Raw genomic sequence first — 16,230 nt, forward strand, 5'->3', positions numbered from 1 at the left:
AGTGAGTATACAAAAAATGCAGGAAAAACGACAATTTTATTCCGCCGTTTTCCTACATTTTACAACCGCCCTCTACAGATCATAGAATTTGGCAAAACAAACGCTAAATTCTATGATCTTTTATTGTTTATGGAGATAAAACTGTTATAAAATTAAAAGGATTACGTAGTCTTTAGAATGTTAATTGAGGAACTTTTATGAAAAAACTATCAATTGTGGTTCCATGTTACAACGAAGCCGAGGCTTTACCACTTTTTTACCCAGCGGTTGAAAAAGTGGTCAGTAAGATTAAAGAGTTAGAAATTGAATATTGGTTCGTAAATGATGGTTCAAAGGATGAGACATTAGCCGAAATGCGGAAGCTCCATGAGCAAGATCCAGAGCGTGTTCATTACGTCTCGTTTTCGCGAAATTTTGGGAAAGAGGCCGGTTTGTATGCTGGACTAGAAGCAACAACTGGCGATTATGTCGTGGTAATGGATGCTGATTTGCAGGATCCACCATCTTTTTTACCAACGATGTATGAGGAACTCCAATCTGGGGAGTATGACTGTATTGGAACTCGGCGAACTGATCGAACTGGCGAAGCAAAAATTAAGTCCTTTTTAAGTGACCAGTTCTATAAGGTTATTAACCGAATTTCCAATACTAATATTGTTCCCGGTGCGCGTGATTACCGAATGATGACACGCCAGATGGTCAATGCCGTACTTTCAATGAAGGAATATAGTCGTTTCTCTAAGGGAATTTTTTCTTGGGTCGGCTTTAAGACGAAATATCTTGATTACCATAATGTTGAACGAGTTGCAGGTAAGACTGATTGGAATACGTGGCAGCTTTTCCGTTACGCGATGGACGGGATCTCTGACTTTTCTCAAGCACCGCTTTCTTTAGCCGTTTGGTTAGGAACGACTTCTTTTGTTATTTCAGTTTTAGGGATGCTTTGGGTAATCATTCGTCGATTAATAAACCCAGCATCTAGTATTTTCGGTTGGGCTTCGACAACTTGTATTATCCTGTTCTTGGGGGGGCTTCAACTTCTCTGTATTGGGATTGTTGGAAAATACATTGGTCGAATTTACCTCCAAGTTAAACATCGGCCGATCTATATTGTGAAGGAGAAAAAATGAAACTAAATCAGTCGCGAATTTTATATTGGTCGTTAGAATTGTTAATCCTAGCGGCTTTTGTTTGGATCTGTTCACAGCTTGATTTTGTCTTCCATCCAATCGTCGTTTTTGTATCGGCGATTATTGTTCCCTTAGTCATTTCGTTATTCTTATACTACATGCTAAACCCAATTCAGAAATTACTCTTGAAGATTAGAATTGGAAAGTTTCGTTTTCCGCGAAGTTTAGCTAGTTTAACGATTGTTTTGGGAATTATTTTGATTATTGTTGGGGCCTTTTCGGCCCTTGTACCATCATTAATTAATGAACTAACCCAACTAATTAAGTGGTTACCCACCGCAACAAAAGAAACACAAAAGGTTCTTGTTCAATTGTCTCAGCATCCTGGTTTAAAACATATTAATTTTGAACAACTTTATCAACAATATAACGGCCAGCTAAATAAGTATGTAAAGGTCCTATTGACTGGCTTGACTTCAAGTGCGGGGACTGTAATTGGAACGGTGACGAATATTGTTGTGGTAGCAGTAACGGTTCCGGTAATGCTTTTTTATATGTTGAAAGATGGCTATCGCTTTGTTCCAAGTATTCAACGATTACTTTCCAAGAAGCATGCGGATGAAGTTGGTAGTCTACTTCAACAAATGAATGCTACCTTGTCCGCCTATATTTCAGGCCAAACAATTGAGTGTCTGTTTGTGGCGGTTGCTACAAGCATCGGCTATTTGATTATTGGTCAACCTTTAGCAACCTTTTTAGGCTTAATTGCGGGAGTTACTAATATGATTCCGTATATTGGCCCTTATATCGGAATTGCCCCGGCATTGTTAGTTGCCTTAACCGTAGCTCCGCAAAAGATACTGTGGGTAATCATTGTTGTGATTGTTGTTCAACAAATTGATGGGAATATTATCTATCCGAATATTATCGGGAAGACGTTAAACATACACCCATTGACCATCATTATCTTATTGATGGCTGCGGGTAATCTCGCGGGAATTCCGGGGATGATTATATGTATTCCATTTTATGCCGTGGCAAAGACGGTGATCAATTATGTTTGGACGATTTATCGGTTAGAGAAGCGTGAAGAATAAATAGTGAATATGGAGTTTTTAAATGAAAAACAGTAGGGTTAGGAATTCTGAATTTGAGTTCCTGAGAATAATAAGTATGTTTATGATTGTGTTGTGCCATTTTTGTGCTCATGGGACTTTGGACATAACTAATGTAAATGCGGCTCAAGGGCATATTATGGAGGTTAATTTATTTTTCCTTTTCTTAGGTCCCATTGGAGTAACACTATTTGTTTTGATAGGCGCTTATTTTTTGTGCGAAAAGAAGTTTAATTTTCGTAGACCAATTAGTCTAGTATTACAAACGGTATTTTATAGTTTTATATTATATCTTTTTTTCTTATTGAAAGATAATCATCTTCCATTCCAAGCGGAAAGTTTAAAGACTTTGTTACTTCCCTTTCCGGAACCGAGTGGTTATTGGTTTGTAGAAGCATACCTAGTATTATTAATACTAATGCCATTACTCAATCTACTAATTCAAAACTTAACTAGATACCAATTATTCACAACAATAATTGGGGGGGATAGTTTACGGCTTAATACCAGATTTACTTACTATTTTTGATGGTAAACCCGATGTTAGTGCCGCCCAATGGGGTTATTCGAATTTTACAGGAATGATTTTAGCATATTTCATTGCTGCTTACATGAAAAAATATAAGAATCAGTACTTTGACAATCGATTTTTGATGATATGCACTGCATTGGTTTTATTTTTACTTTTATTATTAGTTTGTCTAGTAAGTAAAAGTGTAAGAGGCGAATATTTGATTCTTGAAAAATTAACTGGTATTTATGGTCCGTTTGCTTTATTTACAGCTACTGTCATGTTCTGTATTTTCAAAAATATTAATTGGCATTCAAGAGTTGTTAATATCTTTGCACATACAACATTTGGAGTCTATTTGATTAGTGATAATTCATTTGTTAGGGTATTTTTATGGCACGAATGGCTCCCTAATGGAAGCTTTGCTGATACCACAGCGGTAAATTATTTAATAGTAGTTCTTTTGGGCTCATTATTAGTTTATGTTATTTGCTCGTTAATAGATTTAGTTGGATATCAGTTGATTTTTGGGCAGTTATTTAATAGATTAAGCAACTTTTTGGATAATAGACTAACGAAATTTCTCGGTAAAAAATATGAAAGTTAAAAATTATGTTATATATGAAATGGTCCTTATCTTTGCATGAGGAGTAGCGCAATATTATTTATGACATACAGGAAAAGTGAATGTCTTTTCTGATTGGTTGTTTTTTGTAGCGAGAACAGAAGAAATTTAGGATAATTTAAAGATTTGAAAATTAAACTTCATAGCAAAAAAACTTTCCATAATGATAAGTAATTAACCTTCATATACTGGTTGTATATTTAATGATAATTACTATTCTTGTATTGCAAGAATGGCTACACGGTTAGGCCTTAGTAGATTACGACTGGGGTTTTCAAGCTTCAGAAGTAGATGAGATTTATCGAAATTTAAAGGAAGGAGTAGTTTTTGCTTTTGTAGCGACTCTTACCTTTCAGAGAACAGGAGTTACCAATTTTCTATTTTATCCTAACTTTTTTCTGTATCCATGGGCAGTTTATGCTATTTTAAACCTGTTTCAGTGTTTTACGTTTGGTAATCATTGATTAGTTTGCTTACTTTTTTAAAAATCAGTTAGCATTATTTGTTGCATCACTTTTATAAGGTTTGGTTCTGTATCATCTGTCTATTGTTAGTATCGTAATTAATTGGTTATCATGGTGTGTTATTTGTGGTAAAGCTGTAATTGGAAGAAATAAGGAAATGTAGATTAATGTTATTAAGAAAAAGATCAACAAAAATTCTTTTAAGTATACTATTAGCAGGTTTTTCAACGTTAGCATTAAAAAATGCATCAATAGTAGTAAGTAATTTTTTAAATAGTCCGGGTTTCGTGGTCTTGTTATTTTTACTTCTAATTATCTTTTTTATGGGGAGTTTTAAATTAATTACAATCCCCCCAAAAAATGACACCTTGATCTATATCACGATTTCCTTATTGATTGGAGTTTGTTGGGTCTTTGGATTTAATTTACATGTTGTTGGATCAGTAAAAATAAATTCTTTAGTGACGTGGGTAACAATAGTATTAGCTTTACCGCTTTTATTTACATTGATAGCGTTGTTCTATCAATGGGGACTGAAATATTTAAATATTTTACTAAATCAAAATCCATTAGAAAAATTAGCCACTAAAGAACCAAAAAAATACACTATCTTTGAGTTTATCCTAATTTTTATTTGTTGGGTACCAACTTTAATTGCTTCTCTTCCAGGAAATTATGTCTATGATGCGGGTTACCAGTTAGCATATCATGTTGCAACTGGTAATTATGACCTTCATCAACCATTAGCTCACTCACTGTTGTTAGTTTTATTTGTCCTAAAGATTGGCAAGGAAATCTTTCACAGTTACCATGTAGGTTTATTATTATATACCGTAATTCAAATGTTAATCTTGGCTTTTTCTTTTGAACTAATTTTAATGTATATGAGAAAGAAAAGAGTATCAGGATTAGTTTATATTTTGACATTACTGTTTTTTGCATTAGTTCCACAAAACCCATTAATGGCAATTTCTGCTACGAAAAATATTCTATATGTAGCGTTCTTAAATATTTTCGTTATTAGTTTTTTGTTAAAAAATGAAATTATTAATCGTTGGGGTATAAAAAGTTATTGGGTTATCCTTGGGTTGTTTGCCTTTCTTAGTGCCGCTATTATGAGCCAAGGAATCTATATTTTTCTTTTTGGTATTATTCTGTCTCTAATTTTAGAAAAAAAGAATCGTCGCCAAATTTTTATTCTAGGCCTAATTGTTACAAGTTTATTTAGTATATATAATGGACCGGTAACTAAAGCGCTCAGGGGAGTTCCGTATGAACGACATTCAGCGGAAATGTTGAGCGTCCCAATTATGCAATTATCAAGTGTTGAATCATCGAAAAATGTTCTTTTAACTAATAATCAGCGGAGGTTAATTAAAGAGTATATTCCTAATTCAAACCAATATTATGAATCTGGAGTCCAAGCAATTTCAGACCCTTATAAAGATACTTTTAATAGTAAGAAATTTGAAAGCAATAAGCTGGAATTCATTAAATTATGGGTAAAAGTCGGTTTAAATAATTTTTCAAAATATGTGGATGCCTTTGCCAAACTAACGGCTGGTATTTGGTATGCCCCAACTGACAATAGGTTTCCGCAAACAATTAATGGGCCACATCAATTTATTGAGTATGTTACGGCCTATCCGCATACAACAGATCCGTATTGGTTTCATATCAATAATTGGGGAAATAAGATATTCCCGGCAGGATCAAAGTTTTTAGATTGGTATACACGAGATTATCCTTATCAAAAGATTCCAATAATTTCTTTTCTAATGAGTCCAGCTTTTAGTTTTATCCTCTTTATTTTATTTATTGGTTGGCAAATTCTTACCAAAAATAGAGAGTATGTCTTTATTACAAGCATCTTGTTAGGGGTATTTGGGACATTATTTTTGGGGCCAATTGTACTGTATCGGTATGTTTATCCACTAATTTGCATGGGACCAGTAATGCTAACGATTATGCTTAAAGGTAGAAAGGAGAGTATTAATGGATAGATTAGCAATTTTAATTCCTTGCTATAATGAAGCAAAAACAATTCAAAAAGTAGTTAAGGATTGTTTGAACGCAACTAAAGATATTGATGGGACGGTTGTTTATGTATATGATAACAATTCCACTGACGATACAGTTAATCTTGCTAAAGAAGCTGGCGCAGTTGTCCGTCACGAATACTCGCAAGGAAAAGGAAATGTCATTCGACGGATGTTCCGAGAAATCGACGCAGAATGTTATATTATGATCGACGGGGATGATACTTATCCAGCCGATGAGATTCCAAAGATGGCAAAGTATGTCCATGAACAAAACTATGACATGGTAATTGGTGATCGGCTCTCTTCAAGTTATTTTGAAGAAAATAAGCGACCTTTCCACGGAATTGGTAATAAGCTTGTTCGGGGAAGCATTAACTTTTTCTTTAAGAATGACATTCGGGATATCATGACTGGATATCGGGCATTCAGTTATCAATTTGTGAAAACTTATCCAGTGCTTTCGAAGGGCTTTGAAATTGAAACTGAGATGAGTATCTTTGCTATTGTTAATAATTTGGCAATGAAGAATCACATTATTGAATATCGGGATCGTCCTGTTGGGAGTAGTTCAAAACTAAATACTTATTCCGATGGTTTTAAGGTCCTTAGACTAATCGTGACGCTTTTTCGAAACTATAGGCCATTACCTTTTTATAGTATCTTAGGCTTATTACTAACTATTCTTGCAGTTATGTTTTTTATCCCGGATGTATGGATTCCATATCTGCATACAGGTAAAGTGTTGAATTATCCAACTTTAATTGTATGTGGCTTCTGTGTATTGGCAGGAATTATATCTCTTTATGCTGGTTTAGTGTTAGATGCACTTCAGAGAAAAGAGAGAAGGGAATTTGAGTCTAGACTTCAAGAAGTGAAGGCGATGGAAGAATTGGCAAAGTAAGAGTTTGAAAAGGTTATAAATAATGAAATTAAAAAGTAGAAGGATAAACAAATACAATGTCACTTTAATGCTTATATTTTTAGCGATAAGCATACTCACCTTCTTCCCAGTAATGAGATTGGGGAAAATTTTTGTTTACAATGATGGTGTCTTTCATTTGCAAAGGTTAAATGAGGTTTATCTAAATTTAAAGAGTTGTTCTCCGACCTTTATTGCTAGTCATACATTTGGAAAAATGGGGATTGCATCTTTTGAGTTCTATCCGAGTGTATTTTTGTATCCTTGGGCACTTTTAAGGTTCATATATAAACCAGTAACTGCGTTTTATGTTGGTTATATTGTTATCTTTTTTGTAACTATGGTAGTTTCTTATTTTACGATGCTATCATACTCTAAGGGAGATCGTGTAAGAAGCATTGCTTTTGCTCTTATTTATGGTTTTGCTGGTAAACACATAACGGAATTTATGAAGTTCCAAATAGGTGAAGTTATCGCTTATACTTTCATTCCAATTGCCTTCTTAGGATTTTATAAGCTAATGTTAACGTCTGAAAAAAAGCAGGGGGGAAGGTTATTAGCCATTGGCTTAGCACTAATAGCATATAGTCACGTTTTATCATTGTATTTAACTGTCACAACTATGGCATTTATTTTTATCGTCTTATTTTTATTAAAAAAGATTGATATAAGAACTTTCTTAGTTTGTGTTAAAAGTGCAATATTATTTTTACTTTTAGTAGGTTGGCAGTTAATGCCGTTTATTGAAAATGATTTTAGGCATAAAGTAAGTACACCTAATTTTTTGTTCCATGTAGATCCAATCGAATTTTTATGGCATAACTCATGGCATAATATTTTTGATGATGCTTCATTAGGGTTAGTTATTTCTATATCTCTTGTTTTTGGATGGATTGTTATCAATAATCAAATCGAAAAATGGATTTACGTTGTTGGTGTTTTTACGACTATGGCAGCAACGAACCTCTTTCCATGGGAAATAGTAAAAAGAACTGGTTTATATAATTTAGTTACTCCTCTTCAGAACTCATTTCGCTTTTTGATTGTATCAGTATTTTTCTTATGTATAACGGCATCACTCCTGTTAACAAGAATTATAAGAATAAAAAAATACGGGATTATATTAACCGTTGTACTATTTCTAGGATTCTTATTTAGCTACAAAGAAAGTTTAGAAGGTTATTACAGCGTTATTTCAAACAATCAAGCAACGAATGTAGTAAGGAGCCAGAAAGATAAACAATTGCCAATGTTTATGGTTATTAATAATACGGAGTATGATAAGATGAACAACTATTTATCTCCGAGTGGCTCAACAGACTACATTACAAAACTCGCAGCAAAGGATAATAACTATAAAAATATTAAAAATGATCACTTACTTATTAATGGAAAGGTAAAATCCAAAGTTCGATTTTCAGATAAGAACAGAATAGTTTTTATTTTTGAAGCTAAAAAAGGTGACAAGATTGACATTCCAGTAATGAAATATAATCGAACTAGAATAGAGGTTAACGGGAAAATCGTTAAATCTCAAGAAAGTAAACGTGGAACAGTAGAATTTATGTTAAGTAGCTCTGGAAGGCAGAAAGTGAGTGTTTATTATCACCCAAGTGTATTGGATGGTTTATTGTTTATAGGCGCTATTTTTATATGGGTCATTATTTTAAATACATCACTTAGCCAGAAATTAAATTATCTAGTAACTAAAAGTTTTTGGTAGGGGAAAGGAATTTTTATGGCAGAAGAAATTAAACTAAAAAAGGCAGTAAACAAACGACGTACCTTCGCAATCATTTCACACCCGGATGCCGGGAAAACCACGATTACTGAACAATTACTTCTGTTTGGTGGTGTTGTCCGTGAGGCTGGGACTGTTAAAGGACGAGGAAGCAATAATTTTGCTAAGTCTGACTGGATGGAAATCGAACAAAAACGGGGGATCTCGGTTACTTCATCAGTCATGCAATTTGACTATGATGGTAAACGAATTAATATTTTGGATACTCCAGGGCACGAAGACTTCTCTGAAGATACTTACCGGACCTTAATGGCTGTTGACTCGGCTGTTATGGTGATTGATGGGGCGAAAGGGATTGAACCCCAAACTCGGAAGCTTTTCAAAATTTGTAAAATGCGGGGAATTCCGATTTTTACTTTCATTAACAAGTTTGACCGGGATGCCCGCGAACCGCTTGACTTGATGAATGAAATTGAAGAAACTCTAGGAATTGAAACTTACCCAATGGATTGGCCGATTGGGATGGGGCGGCAATTCTTAGGAGTTTATGATCGTTTTAACCACCGGGTAGCTTTAACTCATCCTACAGATCCTGAAAAGCCATATCTTCCATTGGGTGAAGATGGGATGGTTGATGGTGATAATCCAATTGCTGGTGAGGGTGAATGGCAAGACGCCCTTGATGGAATCGAATTAGTTGAAATGGCCGGAAATGAGTTTGATGAAGATAAGATTGCGGCCGGTGACCAAACACCAGTCTTCTTTGGTTCAGCTTTGACTAATTTTGGGGTTAAGACCTTTTTAGAAACTTATTTAAAGTTTGCACCAGCCCCTAGTCCACATAAACAAGAAGCCGGCGAAGCCGTTAAACCACTAGATTCTGAATTTTCTGGTTTTGTCTTTAAGATTCAAGCTAATATGAACCCTAAGCATCGGGACCGGATCGCCTTTGTTCGGATCTGTTCAGGTGAATTTACTCGGGGGATGGATGTAACCCTTGAACGGACTGGTAAACCATTACGTTTGTCAAACGTAACTGAGTTTATGGCTAATACCCGGGAAAATGTTGAAACTGCGGTTGCTGGTGATATTATAGGGCTTTATGATACTGGTAACTTCCAAATTGGAGATTCAATCTTTACCGGAAAACAACCAATCAAGTTTGAAAAGTTACCGCAATTTACTCCTGAACTCTTTGTCCGGGTTTCAGCTAAGAACGTGATGAAACAAAAATCTTTCCACAAAGGGATTAATCAATTAGTCCAAGAAGGGGCGGTCCAACTTTACCAAAGTTATACCTCAAATGATTATATTCTGGGAGCAGTTGGGCAACTTCAATTTGAAGTCTTTAAGTTCCGGATGCAAAATGAGTATAATTCGGAAGTGATTATGGAACCACTTGGTAAGAAAACTGCTCGTTGGATTGATCCAGAACAATTGGATACCAAGATGGCATCTTCACGAAATCTACTAGTTAAGGATATTCATGGAGATCCCCTTTTCTTATTTGAAAATCAATTTGCCGAAAGTTGGTTTAAGCAAAAGTATCCAGATGTCAAGTTGACTGCGAAATTATAGAAAAGATAATGCTTTAGGATCGGTGAAATACAGAATGGTGGTTAACAGTTCAAGATAAAGATGACTGTGAACTTGTTCGTTGTAATGATATTAACTTTTGTTAGTAGTTATTTAACGCCTTATATGCAAGATGACCTTTTGTTTTCAAATAATTCCTTTCTTTAAATTAAAAAAGCTTGGGGAGATTATCTAGAAAGCAAAGGTCGTCTATTTGGAAAAATCTATACTAGAATTTTATCAAATGGGAAAATAGTATCGAGTGTCTTAGTTACAGTGATATTTACGATATATATCTATTATCTTTGTAAATTAACATTTACTTTTGAAAAAGATAAGTATTATTTTTGGCGATTTATACTCTTACTATCAGGGTTGTAGTGTGGTTTTATGGCGCTCTGGTGCAGGAAATTATTTAGTAACTATAGCTTATCTAGATAAATTTATTACTTTAAATAAAAAAAGATTATTGAGTTTGATTAGTTTGTGTGGGTTAGGTTTTCTAGCGGGCTTTGGGAATCAAAATACTTCTGGTGGAGTTATTTTGATCACTCTTCTGATTCTTTTGAAAAATTGGTTAGTAACTAAAAAACTTAATAAACAACAATTATTGAGTGTTGGTTTTCTATTATTGGGTTTCTCGGGCCTGTTGCTTTCACTAGGGGATAAAAAAAGAGCTAAAATGTATGATTCACAATGATTACAGTTGAGTACGTTGGATAAGTTTAAGTCTAGCTTAAAATCAATGGTTTTGTATTTCATTAATACGCCATTAAACATTGTGTTTCTGATTTTCTATCGGTATTTTAAGAAAAGTCCTAATTTTAAATTGGGATTGATTTTTATAATAGCTGGTGTTGCTACTGGTGCGGTTCTTTGTTTGTCTCCTGAAGGAATGAATGTTGGAAGGACGTATTTTGGAGCGTTTACTTTGGCCCTCATTGGAATGTTTAGGATATTATCGTTAAATTGTGGACAACGGGTAGAATGGTTAATTAGCGTAATTATACGTTTGTCTTTTTTGCGTACTTTGCTTACAAGTTGCCAAGTGCGTTATCTTTTAATAAACGATATGAGCTAATAGAACAGTCTAGTCATAGAAAGGTTTATTTACTAGCAATCAAATACCAAAGTAATAAGTATACAATGGCAGGGACTTATATCGAATTAAGTAAGGATAGTAATGCTTTTCCAAATTATGTTTATAATGTAGCATTTGGGAAAACAGTTTATTTAAAATAACTTAGGAGAAATCGATGAAATGAAGATAAAAAACTATGCCAACAAAATTCTGTTAATTCTTTTGCTAATAATTTCGGGATTAATTACTCTTAACAGTGCACTATTTCCGGGAGTAAGACAACCTTGGAAGTTAGCTAAATTCTATCCAATTTCAATTAACATTCTGGCAACGATTGTCCTTACCTATTTTATTTTTAAGTTAGGAAAAAATTTACACAAAAGCGTTAAAAAAAGGTTGATCCTCTGGGTTATTCTTGGAATACAGTTACTTTTCCAAGTTTACTTATCTTGGACTACCTATGGTGCACAAGGTGTTGATGATATGGATATGCGACTACAAGTTGGTTCGTTACTTCATAATATTTTCACCTGGTCACCATATTATAGTTGGGCTCCGCAGAATACAGTTGCAACTTTGATAACGGTTAGTTTTATCAAATTAGCTAGTTTTATTGGAATTAGTAATGTTGGTGTAGCGGTCAATTTATTTTTATTTTCTTTAACTGACTTGGCTATTTTATTTGGTTTCCAGGCATTAAAAATCGTTAACCAAAAGTTAGCTGATTATTATATACTACTTGCGGCATTTTTCTTGCCATTGTATGTGACTGCCTTAATCTTATATACAGATCCAATTGCTCAGTTTTTCTTAATGATGAGTGTATATTGTTTTGTGAAGTATACTCATCAAAGTGGAATTATTAGCTATACATGGCTATTTGCTACGACTATTAGTCTTGTCCTAGCTGCTTTGTCGAAAGAAAATCTTTTAATTGCTCTGATTGCTTTAGTAATAACTCTATTATTTGAGGAACGAAGTAGTCTAATAATTAGACTGACAAAATCATTAGCGGTGTTAGTTATATTTTTTGGGATATTTTCGCCGACAAATTCGTTAATTAAAAAGCAAGTTGTTACCGAAAGAGACCAAATTTTTCCATTAACTTATTGGGTATATATTGGCTATAGTAATGCAACTGATGGAACGGTTATAAAAAATGGGATTAGTACTTGGGATCAAGTGGCTACTGGTCATGTGACCGTTGATCAAAAAAAGGCATTTATTAGGTCACAGGTTAAGCAAGATATTAAGCAACTTGGTCCAATTGGTGTTGTTAAACTATGGCTAAAAAAAATTAACGTTCAGTGGTCGCTTGGAACAGTTGGGACTGAGGATCACCAGTTTAATTATCTTCAAAAATACCATTTAATTTTAGATTATATTTTTGGTAATAAGAGTCAACCGGTAAATACGATTTCTCAAGCAACGTATCTAATTACGTGGATTGGAATTTTAATTAGTTGTTGTGTTTGCTTAAAGAAGAAAGTGAAAATGGAACCCCTCACTCTGTTTATGAGCTTATATGTGATTGGGATTTTTATTTTTCATACTTTATTCTGGGAAGTACAACCTCGTTATGCTTATATAGTAACGTTACCGACTATTATGTTGGCGACAAACGGTTTGAGGTTAGTTGCTGAATTTGATTTTTCAAAACTAGCAATAAGAAGGTGTGGTAAAGTTACACTGGTTGGTATAAGCTTGTTATTGTTGGCGATTGGAACTGGTCAATTACTTGAAAAAAATGAAACTACTAGTGTAAGTACCGTTGTTTTAGGACAAAATTTTTTCCGCCAGGAAGCATATCAGCTAAATCCAGGTGTTGAACTAAAGGAAACGGTTAGTCTAAAAAATAGGGCGAATACCTTTAATTTAGCATTGTGGAACCGTCATAAAGTTAAGGCGTGGTTAGAAAAGCCAGATGGAAAAAAAGTTATGGTTAATCAAAAAGAAAATGTAACAAATCGCTTTAACCCTGGTAAGTACACTTTGGTGGTGAAAAATACCTCGTCAAAAGTGCAACGAGTACCTGTCTTTAAGAGTCTTGATAACCTTGGGGTTTTACAAGCTCAAATAAATAATGTAAAGCATACGTACTTGCCATTCACATTTTCAATGATTTCATCACAAAGGGTTAAGTCGGTTACAATTTACTTAGTGTTTATCTTAATCTTAGCGGGAATTTTGCTACTAGCATTTCTTATATAGGTTCAAAGTTGAAGGGAAGGAAAATAATTTGGATATGAATCAGAAGAAAAACTTATTGACAATTATTATTCCTTGTTTTAATGAGGAAGAAGTCCTTCCTGAAACAGTTAAGGAACTTGGTAATATTCTAGAAAATCTTATTTCTCTTGGAAAAATTTCTTCAGAAAGTAAGTTACTTTTCGTTAACGATGGTAGTAAAGATAAAACTTGGCAATTAATTCAAGATTATACAGATAAATACGAATATGTAACTGGCATTAAGTTTACGCGGAATTATGGACACCAAAATGCCCTATTGGCAGGGATGACGGTTGCAGTTAAGCATGCTGATATGTTAATTACCATTGATGCTGACTTACAAGACGATGTGAATGCCATTCCGAAAATGGTTGATGCTTATCTTGAAGGTAATGACGTTGTATATGGGGTGCGGAATAGTCGGGAAACTGATACGGTATTCAAACGGCAAACCGCACTTATGTATTATGGCTTAATGAAAAAACTAGGGGTTAATTTAGTGCCAGACTCAGCAGACTACCGCTTGCTGAGTAAACGGGCAACTAAGGCTTTGCTTGAGTACAAAGAACGAAATCTTTTCTTACGGGGAATGGTGCCCTTAGTTGGTTTTAAGTCAACAAAGGTATATTATCCGCGTAAGGAGCGTTTTGCTGGTACCTCAAAGTATCCTTTAGGAAAAATGCTTCATTTTGCTCTCGATGGGATTACTTCTTTTTCGATTGCACCGATTCATCTAATCTTGGGGATGGGGATTATCATTGTCTTCATCAGTATCGTTTTGATGATATATACGGTCTATCAAAAGTTTGCTGGACATGTTGTGTCTGGTTGGTCTTCTTTGATGGTGTCAATTTGGCTCCTTGGAGGAATTCAATTAATTTCGCTGAGTATAATTGGTGAATACGTTGGAAAGGTCTTTACTGAAGTTAAACGCCGGCCACGTTTTAACATCGAAGAAGAAACTTTTACTAAAAAATTTAAGGAGAGCTAATGGTGGAGAATGTAGAAACGCAACTAAAAAAGTCTGATCAGCGTATACAATGGGTTGATCTTGCGAAGGGAATCGCAATTTTACTTATGATAATTGGACACGAGATTCCGGGTGGTTCAAAACTATATGCTCTGATTTTTTCTTTTCATATGCCCTTATTTTTCATTTTATCTGGTTACACTTCAAAAAAAGTAGCTAATTTGAATACTTTTTTGTCTAAAACTAAAAAATCGTTTTACAGAATTTGGTTACTGGCTATGGTAATGATTGTAATCAATACTGTGCTACAGTTTATTTTTTGGGGACATTTTAATTTACTTGAAAAGTTAGTAAAGGGTATAGTTTGGGGATCAAATATTCCAGCAAAGGGAATTGGAAATGTTGGAGTAATGTGGTTTTTAATTGTTTTTTTCTGGGCAAAGATGTTATTCTCCCTGTTATTAATGACCATGCCTAAGATGGAAATAGGTATTTGTTTGTTGGTGTTATCATTTATTTCGTATTTAATTAGTTCTCATTTTTGGTTGATTCAAGGATGGGATATTGTTCCCTTTGCGGCCTTGTTCATGTGGGGGGGGGTATGTTGCAAGAAACTCCTATCAACTAATTCAACCTTCCAAGTGGCGTTATCCATTTATATTGGTAGCTACTATTCTATGGGCTTTTCTTGTTTTAAAAAATATTCACATTGAATTAGCAGTTCGGTTATATCCATTCTTTATAGTGTCAATCATAGAGGCTTTTGCTGGTGCTATGATTTGTTGTTTGGTGGCGCAAAAGTTAGTAAAGATTGAAATCATTAGAAGAATTTTTGAACCAATTGGAAAACATACTTTGGTATTATTATGTATACATCATCTTGATTTTTATTGGATTACTTGGGGTGGTCTAGTAAATCAATGGTATTTAGCAGTAGTTTTAAGAACAGCACTAGATTTAGCATTATTTTCAGTTTGGCTAATGATTGTGCACTTTGCAAATAATAATAATTAATACTAAAAGCGCCAAATGATACAAATACATCTTTACTTCGTGCTTTACTATAAAAAATTATAATAGTTGGCTCTATCGAGTAGCTTTTCTACAGCTTATTCATTGTTGTCTCAATATTGTCGAGCTAATAGTACTTTATACGGTTGGTAAACAATTGAGTCAACCTAGAAATCGGACTGTCTGGTTTGTAGAAGATTGGCTATTTATCGTAAATATTGGGGTTTTGAATATAATTGGAGAACTAGTTAAGGATGCAAGCTTTAGCTTTGCAGATTTAGTGACAGCTCTTTTTCCAATTCTTCGTTCTGCTTCATCTATGATTACTGGTTTGCTAACTTCAGCTTATGGGGGATGGTACCCTTAGTTAGATTTAAATCCACTAAGGTCTATTATCCACGAAAAGAGAGATTTGCGGGCAAATCTAAGTATCCGCTTAGTAAGATGCTACATTTTGCTTTAGATGGGATTACCTCTTTTTCAATTGCTCCAATTCATTTAATATTAGGAATGAGCATTATTATCGTGTTCATTAGTATTTTCCTAATGCTATACACAATTTACCAAAATTTGCAGGGCACGTTGTTTCTGGTTGGTCTTCTCTAATGGTTTCAATTTGGTTTCTCGGAGGGATTCAATTAATTTCCTTAAGTGTTATCGGTGAATATGTAGGGAAGGTGTTTACTGAAGTTAAACGGCGTCCACGATATAACATTGAAGAAGAAACTTTTACGACAAAGTTTAATAATAATTCAAAATAGTAAGTTATGGTAACGGTTGGTTTTACCAACCGTTTTTACATAGAAAATTCAATATT

The 16,230-nt window shown here is 34.2% G+C and carries 12 protein-coding genes and 2 pseudogenes; all 14 read left to right on the plus strand.

What is annotated here, in order from left to right:
* The first annotated feature begins 197 nt into the window (after positions 1–197).
* Positions 198–1,130 carry a glycosyltransferase family 2 protein gene (locus H5993_RS00475; RefSeq protein ID WP_204775797.1) on the plus strand — a complete coding sequence of 311 codons (933 nt, stop codon included), beginning with the start codon at positions 198–200 and terminating at the stop codon, positions 1,128–1,130.
* Positions 1,127–2,227 carry an AI-2E family transporter gene (locus H5993_RS00480; RefSeq protein ID WP_204775798.1) on the plus strand — a complete coding sequence of 367 codons (1,101 nt, stop codon included), beginning with the start codon at positions 1,127–1,129 and terminating at the stop codon, positions 2,225–2,227. The genes H5993_RS00475 and H5993_RS00480 overlap by 4 nt, the downstream gene beginning before the upstream one ends.
* A gap of 82 nt (positions 2,228–2,309) precedes the next feature.
* On the plus strand, positions 2,310–2,774 hold the full coding sequence (locus H5993_RS09680) for an acyltransferase family protein (RefSeq protein ID WP_428980923.1): 465 nt from the start codon (positions 2,310–2,312) through the stop codon (positions 2,772–2,774).
* Positions 2,725–3,363 carry a hypothetical protein gene (locus H5993_RS00490; protein WP_204775869.1) on the plus strand — a complete coding sequence of 213 codons (639 nt, stop codon included), beginning with the start codon at positions 2,725–2,727 and terminating at the stop codon, positions 3,361–3,363. The genes H5993_RS09680 and H5993_RS00490 overlap by 50 nt, the downstream gene beginning before the upstream one ends.
* Positions 3,364–4,012: 649 nt before the next feature.
* Positions 4,013–5,848, plus strand: a complete 1,836-nt coding sequence (locus tag H5993_RS00495) for a DUF6020 family protein (protein ID WP_204775800.1) — start codon at positions 4,013–4,015, stop codon at positions 5,846–5,848.
* Positions 5,841–6,788, plus strand: coding sequence for a glycosyltransferase family 2 protein (locus tag H5993_RS00500; RefSeq protein ID WP_204775801.1), 948 nt, complete (start codon positions 5,841–5,843; stop codon positions 6,786–6,788). The genes H5993_RS00495 and H5993_RS00500 overlap by 8 nt, the downstream gene beginning before the upstream one ends.
* Positions 6,789–6,810: 22 nt before the next feature.
* A complete protein-coding gene (locus H5993_RS00505) occupies positions 6,811–8,529 on the plus strand; it encodes a glycosyltransferase family protein (protein ID WP_204775802.1) in 1,719 nt (572 codons plus the stop codon).
* Positions 8,530–8,544: 15 nt separating this feature from the next.
* The gene (locus H5993_RS00510; protein ID WP_204775803.1) at positions 8,545–10,125 is read left to right on the plus strand and encodes a peptide chain release factor 3; all 1,581 of its coding nucleotides are present in this window, start codon (positions 8,545–8,547) and stop codon (positions 10,123–10,125) included.
* 379 nt (positions 10,126–10,504) lie between these two features.
* Positions 10,505–11,203 (plus strand): annotated as a pseudogene (locus H5993_RS09435) (DUF6056 family protein).
* Positions 11,204–11,383: 180 nt separating this feature from the next.
* A complete protein-coding gene (locus H5993_RS00520; RefSeq protein ID WP_204775805.1) occupies positions 11,384–13,414 on the plus strand; it encodes an ArnT family glycosyltransferase in 2,031 nt (676 codons plus the stop codon).
* Positions 13,415–13,448: 34 nt separating this feature from the next.
* Positions 13,449–14,423, plus strand: a complete 975-nt coding sequence (locus tag H5993_RS00525; protein ID WP_204775806.1) for a glycosyltransferase family 2 protein — start codon at positions 13,449–13,451, stop codon at positions 14,421–14,423.
* Positions 14,423–15,115 (plus strand): acyltransferase family protein, encoded by a 693-nt coding sequence (locus H5993_RS00530; protein WP_204775807.1) that lies wholly within the window; start codon positions 14,423–14,425, stop codon positions 15,113–15,115. The genes H5993_RS00525 and H5993_RS00530 overlap by 1 nt, the downstream gene beginning before the upstream one ends.
* A 76-nt stretch (positions 15,116–15,191) precedes the next feature.
* The gene (locus H5993_RS00535) at positions 15,192–15,416 is read left to right on the plus strand and encodes a hypothetical protein (protein ID WP_204775808.1); all 225 of its coding nucleotides are present in this window, start codon (positions 15,192–15,194) and stop codon (positions 15,414–15,416) included.
* A 333-nt stretch (positions 15,417–15,749) separates the two neighbouring features.
* Positions 15,750–16,174: pseudogene (locus H5993_RS09440) on the plus strand (glycosyltransferase); the annotation flags it as partial.
* Positions 16,175–16,230: the final 56 nt, after the last annotated feature.

It is taken from the genome of Limosilactobacillus alvi, from assembly GCF_016900115.1.
Taxonomy (GTDB): Bacteria; Bacillota; Bacilli; order Lactobacillales; family Lactobacillaceae; genus Limosilactobacillus; species Limosilactobacillus alvi.

Excerpts from the sequence above, each read along its gene's own strand:
- H5993_RS00520 (WP_204775805.1), top strand. The coding sequence starts at position 11,384 with ATGAAGATAAAAAACTATGCCAACAAAATTCTGTTAATTCTTTTGCTA.
- H5993_RS09680 (WP_428980923.1), top strand. The coding sequence starts at position 2,310 with ATGATTGTGTTGTGCCATTTTTGTGCTCATGGGACTTTGGACATAACT.
- H5993_RS00510 (WP_204775803.1), top strand. The coding sequence starts at position 8,545 with ATGGCAGAAGAAATTAAACTAAAAAAGGCAGTAAACAAACGACGTACC.
- H5993_RS00475 (WP_204775797.1), top strand. The coding sequence starts at position 198 with ATGAAAAAACTATCAATTGTGGTTCCATGTTACAACGAAGCCGAGGCT.
- H5993_RS00480 (WP_204775798.1), top strand. The coding sequence starts at position 1,127 with ATGAAACTAAATCAGTCGCGAATTTTATATTGGTCGTTAGAATTGTTA.
- H5993_RS00500 (WP_204775801.1), top strand. The coding sequence starts at position 5,841 with ATGGATAGATTAGCAATTTTAATTCCTTGCTATAATGAAGCAAAAACA.
- H5993_RS00495 (WP_204775800.1), top strand. The coding sequence starts at position 4,013 with ATGTTATTAAGAAAAAGATCAACAAAAATTCTTTTAAGTATACTATTA.
- H5993_RS00525 (WP_204775806.1), top strand. The coding sequence starts at position 13,449 with ATGAATCAGAAGAAAAACTTATTGACAATTATTATTCCTTGTTTTAAT.
- H5993_RS00530 (WP_204775807.1), top strand. The coding sequence starts at position 14,423 with ATGGTGGAGAATGTAGAAACGCAACTAAAAAAGTCTGATCAGCGTATA.
- H5993_RS00505 (WP_204775802.1), top strand. The coding sequence starts at position 6,811 with ATGAAATTAAAAAGTAGAAGGATAAACAAATACAATGTCACTTTAATG.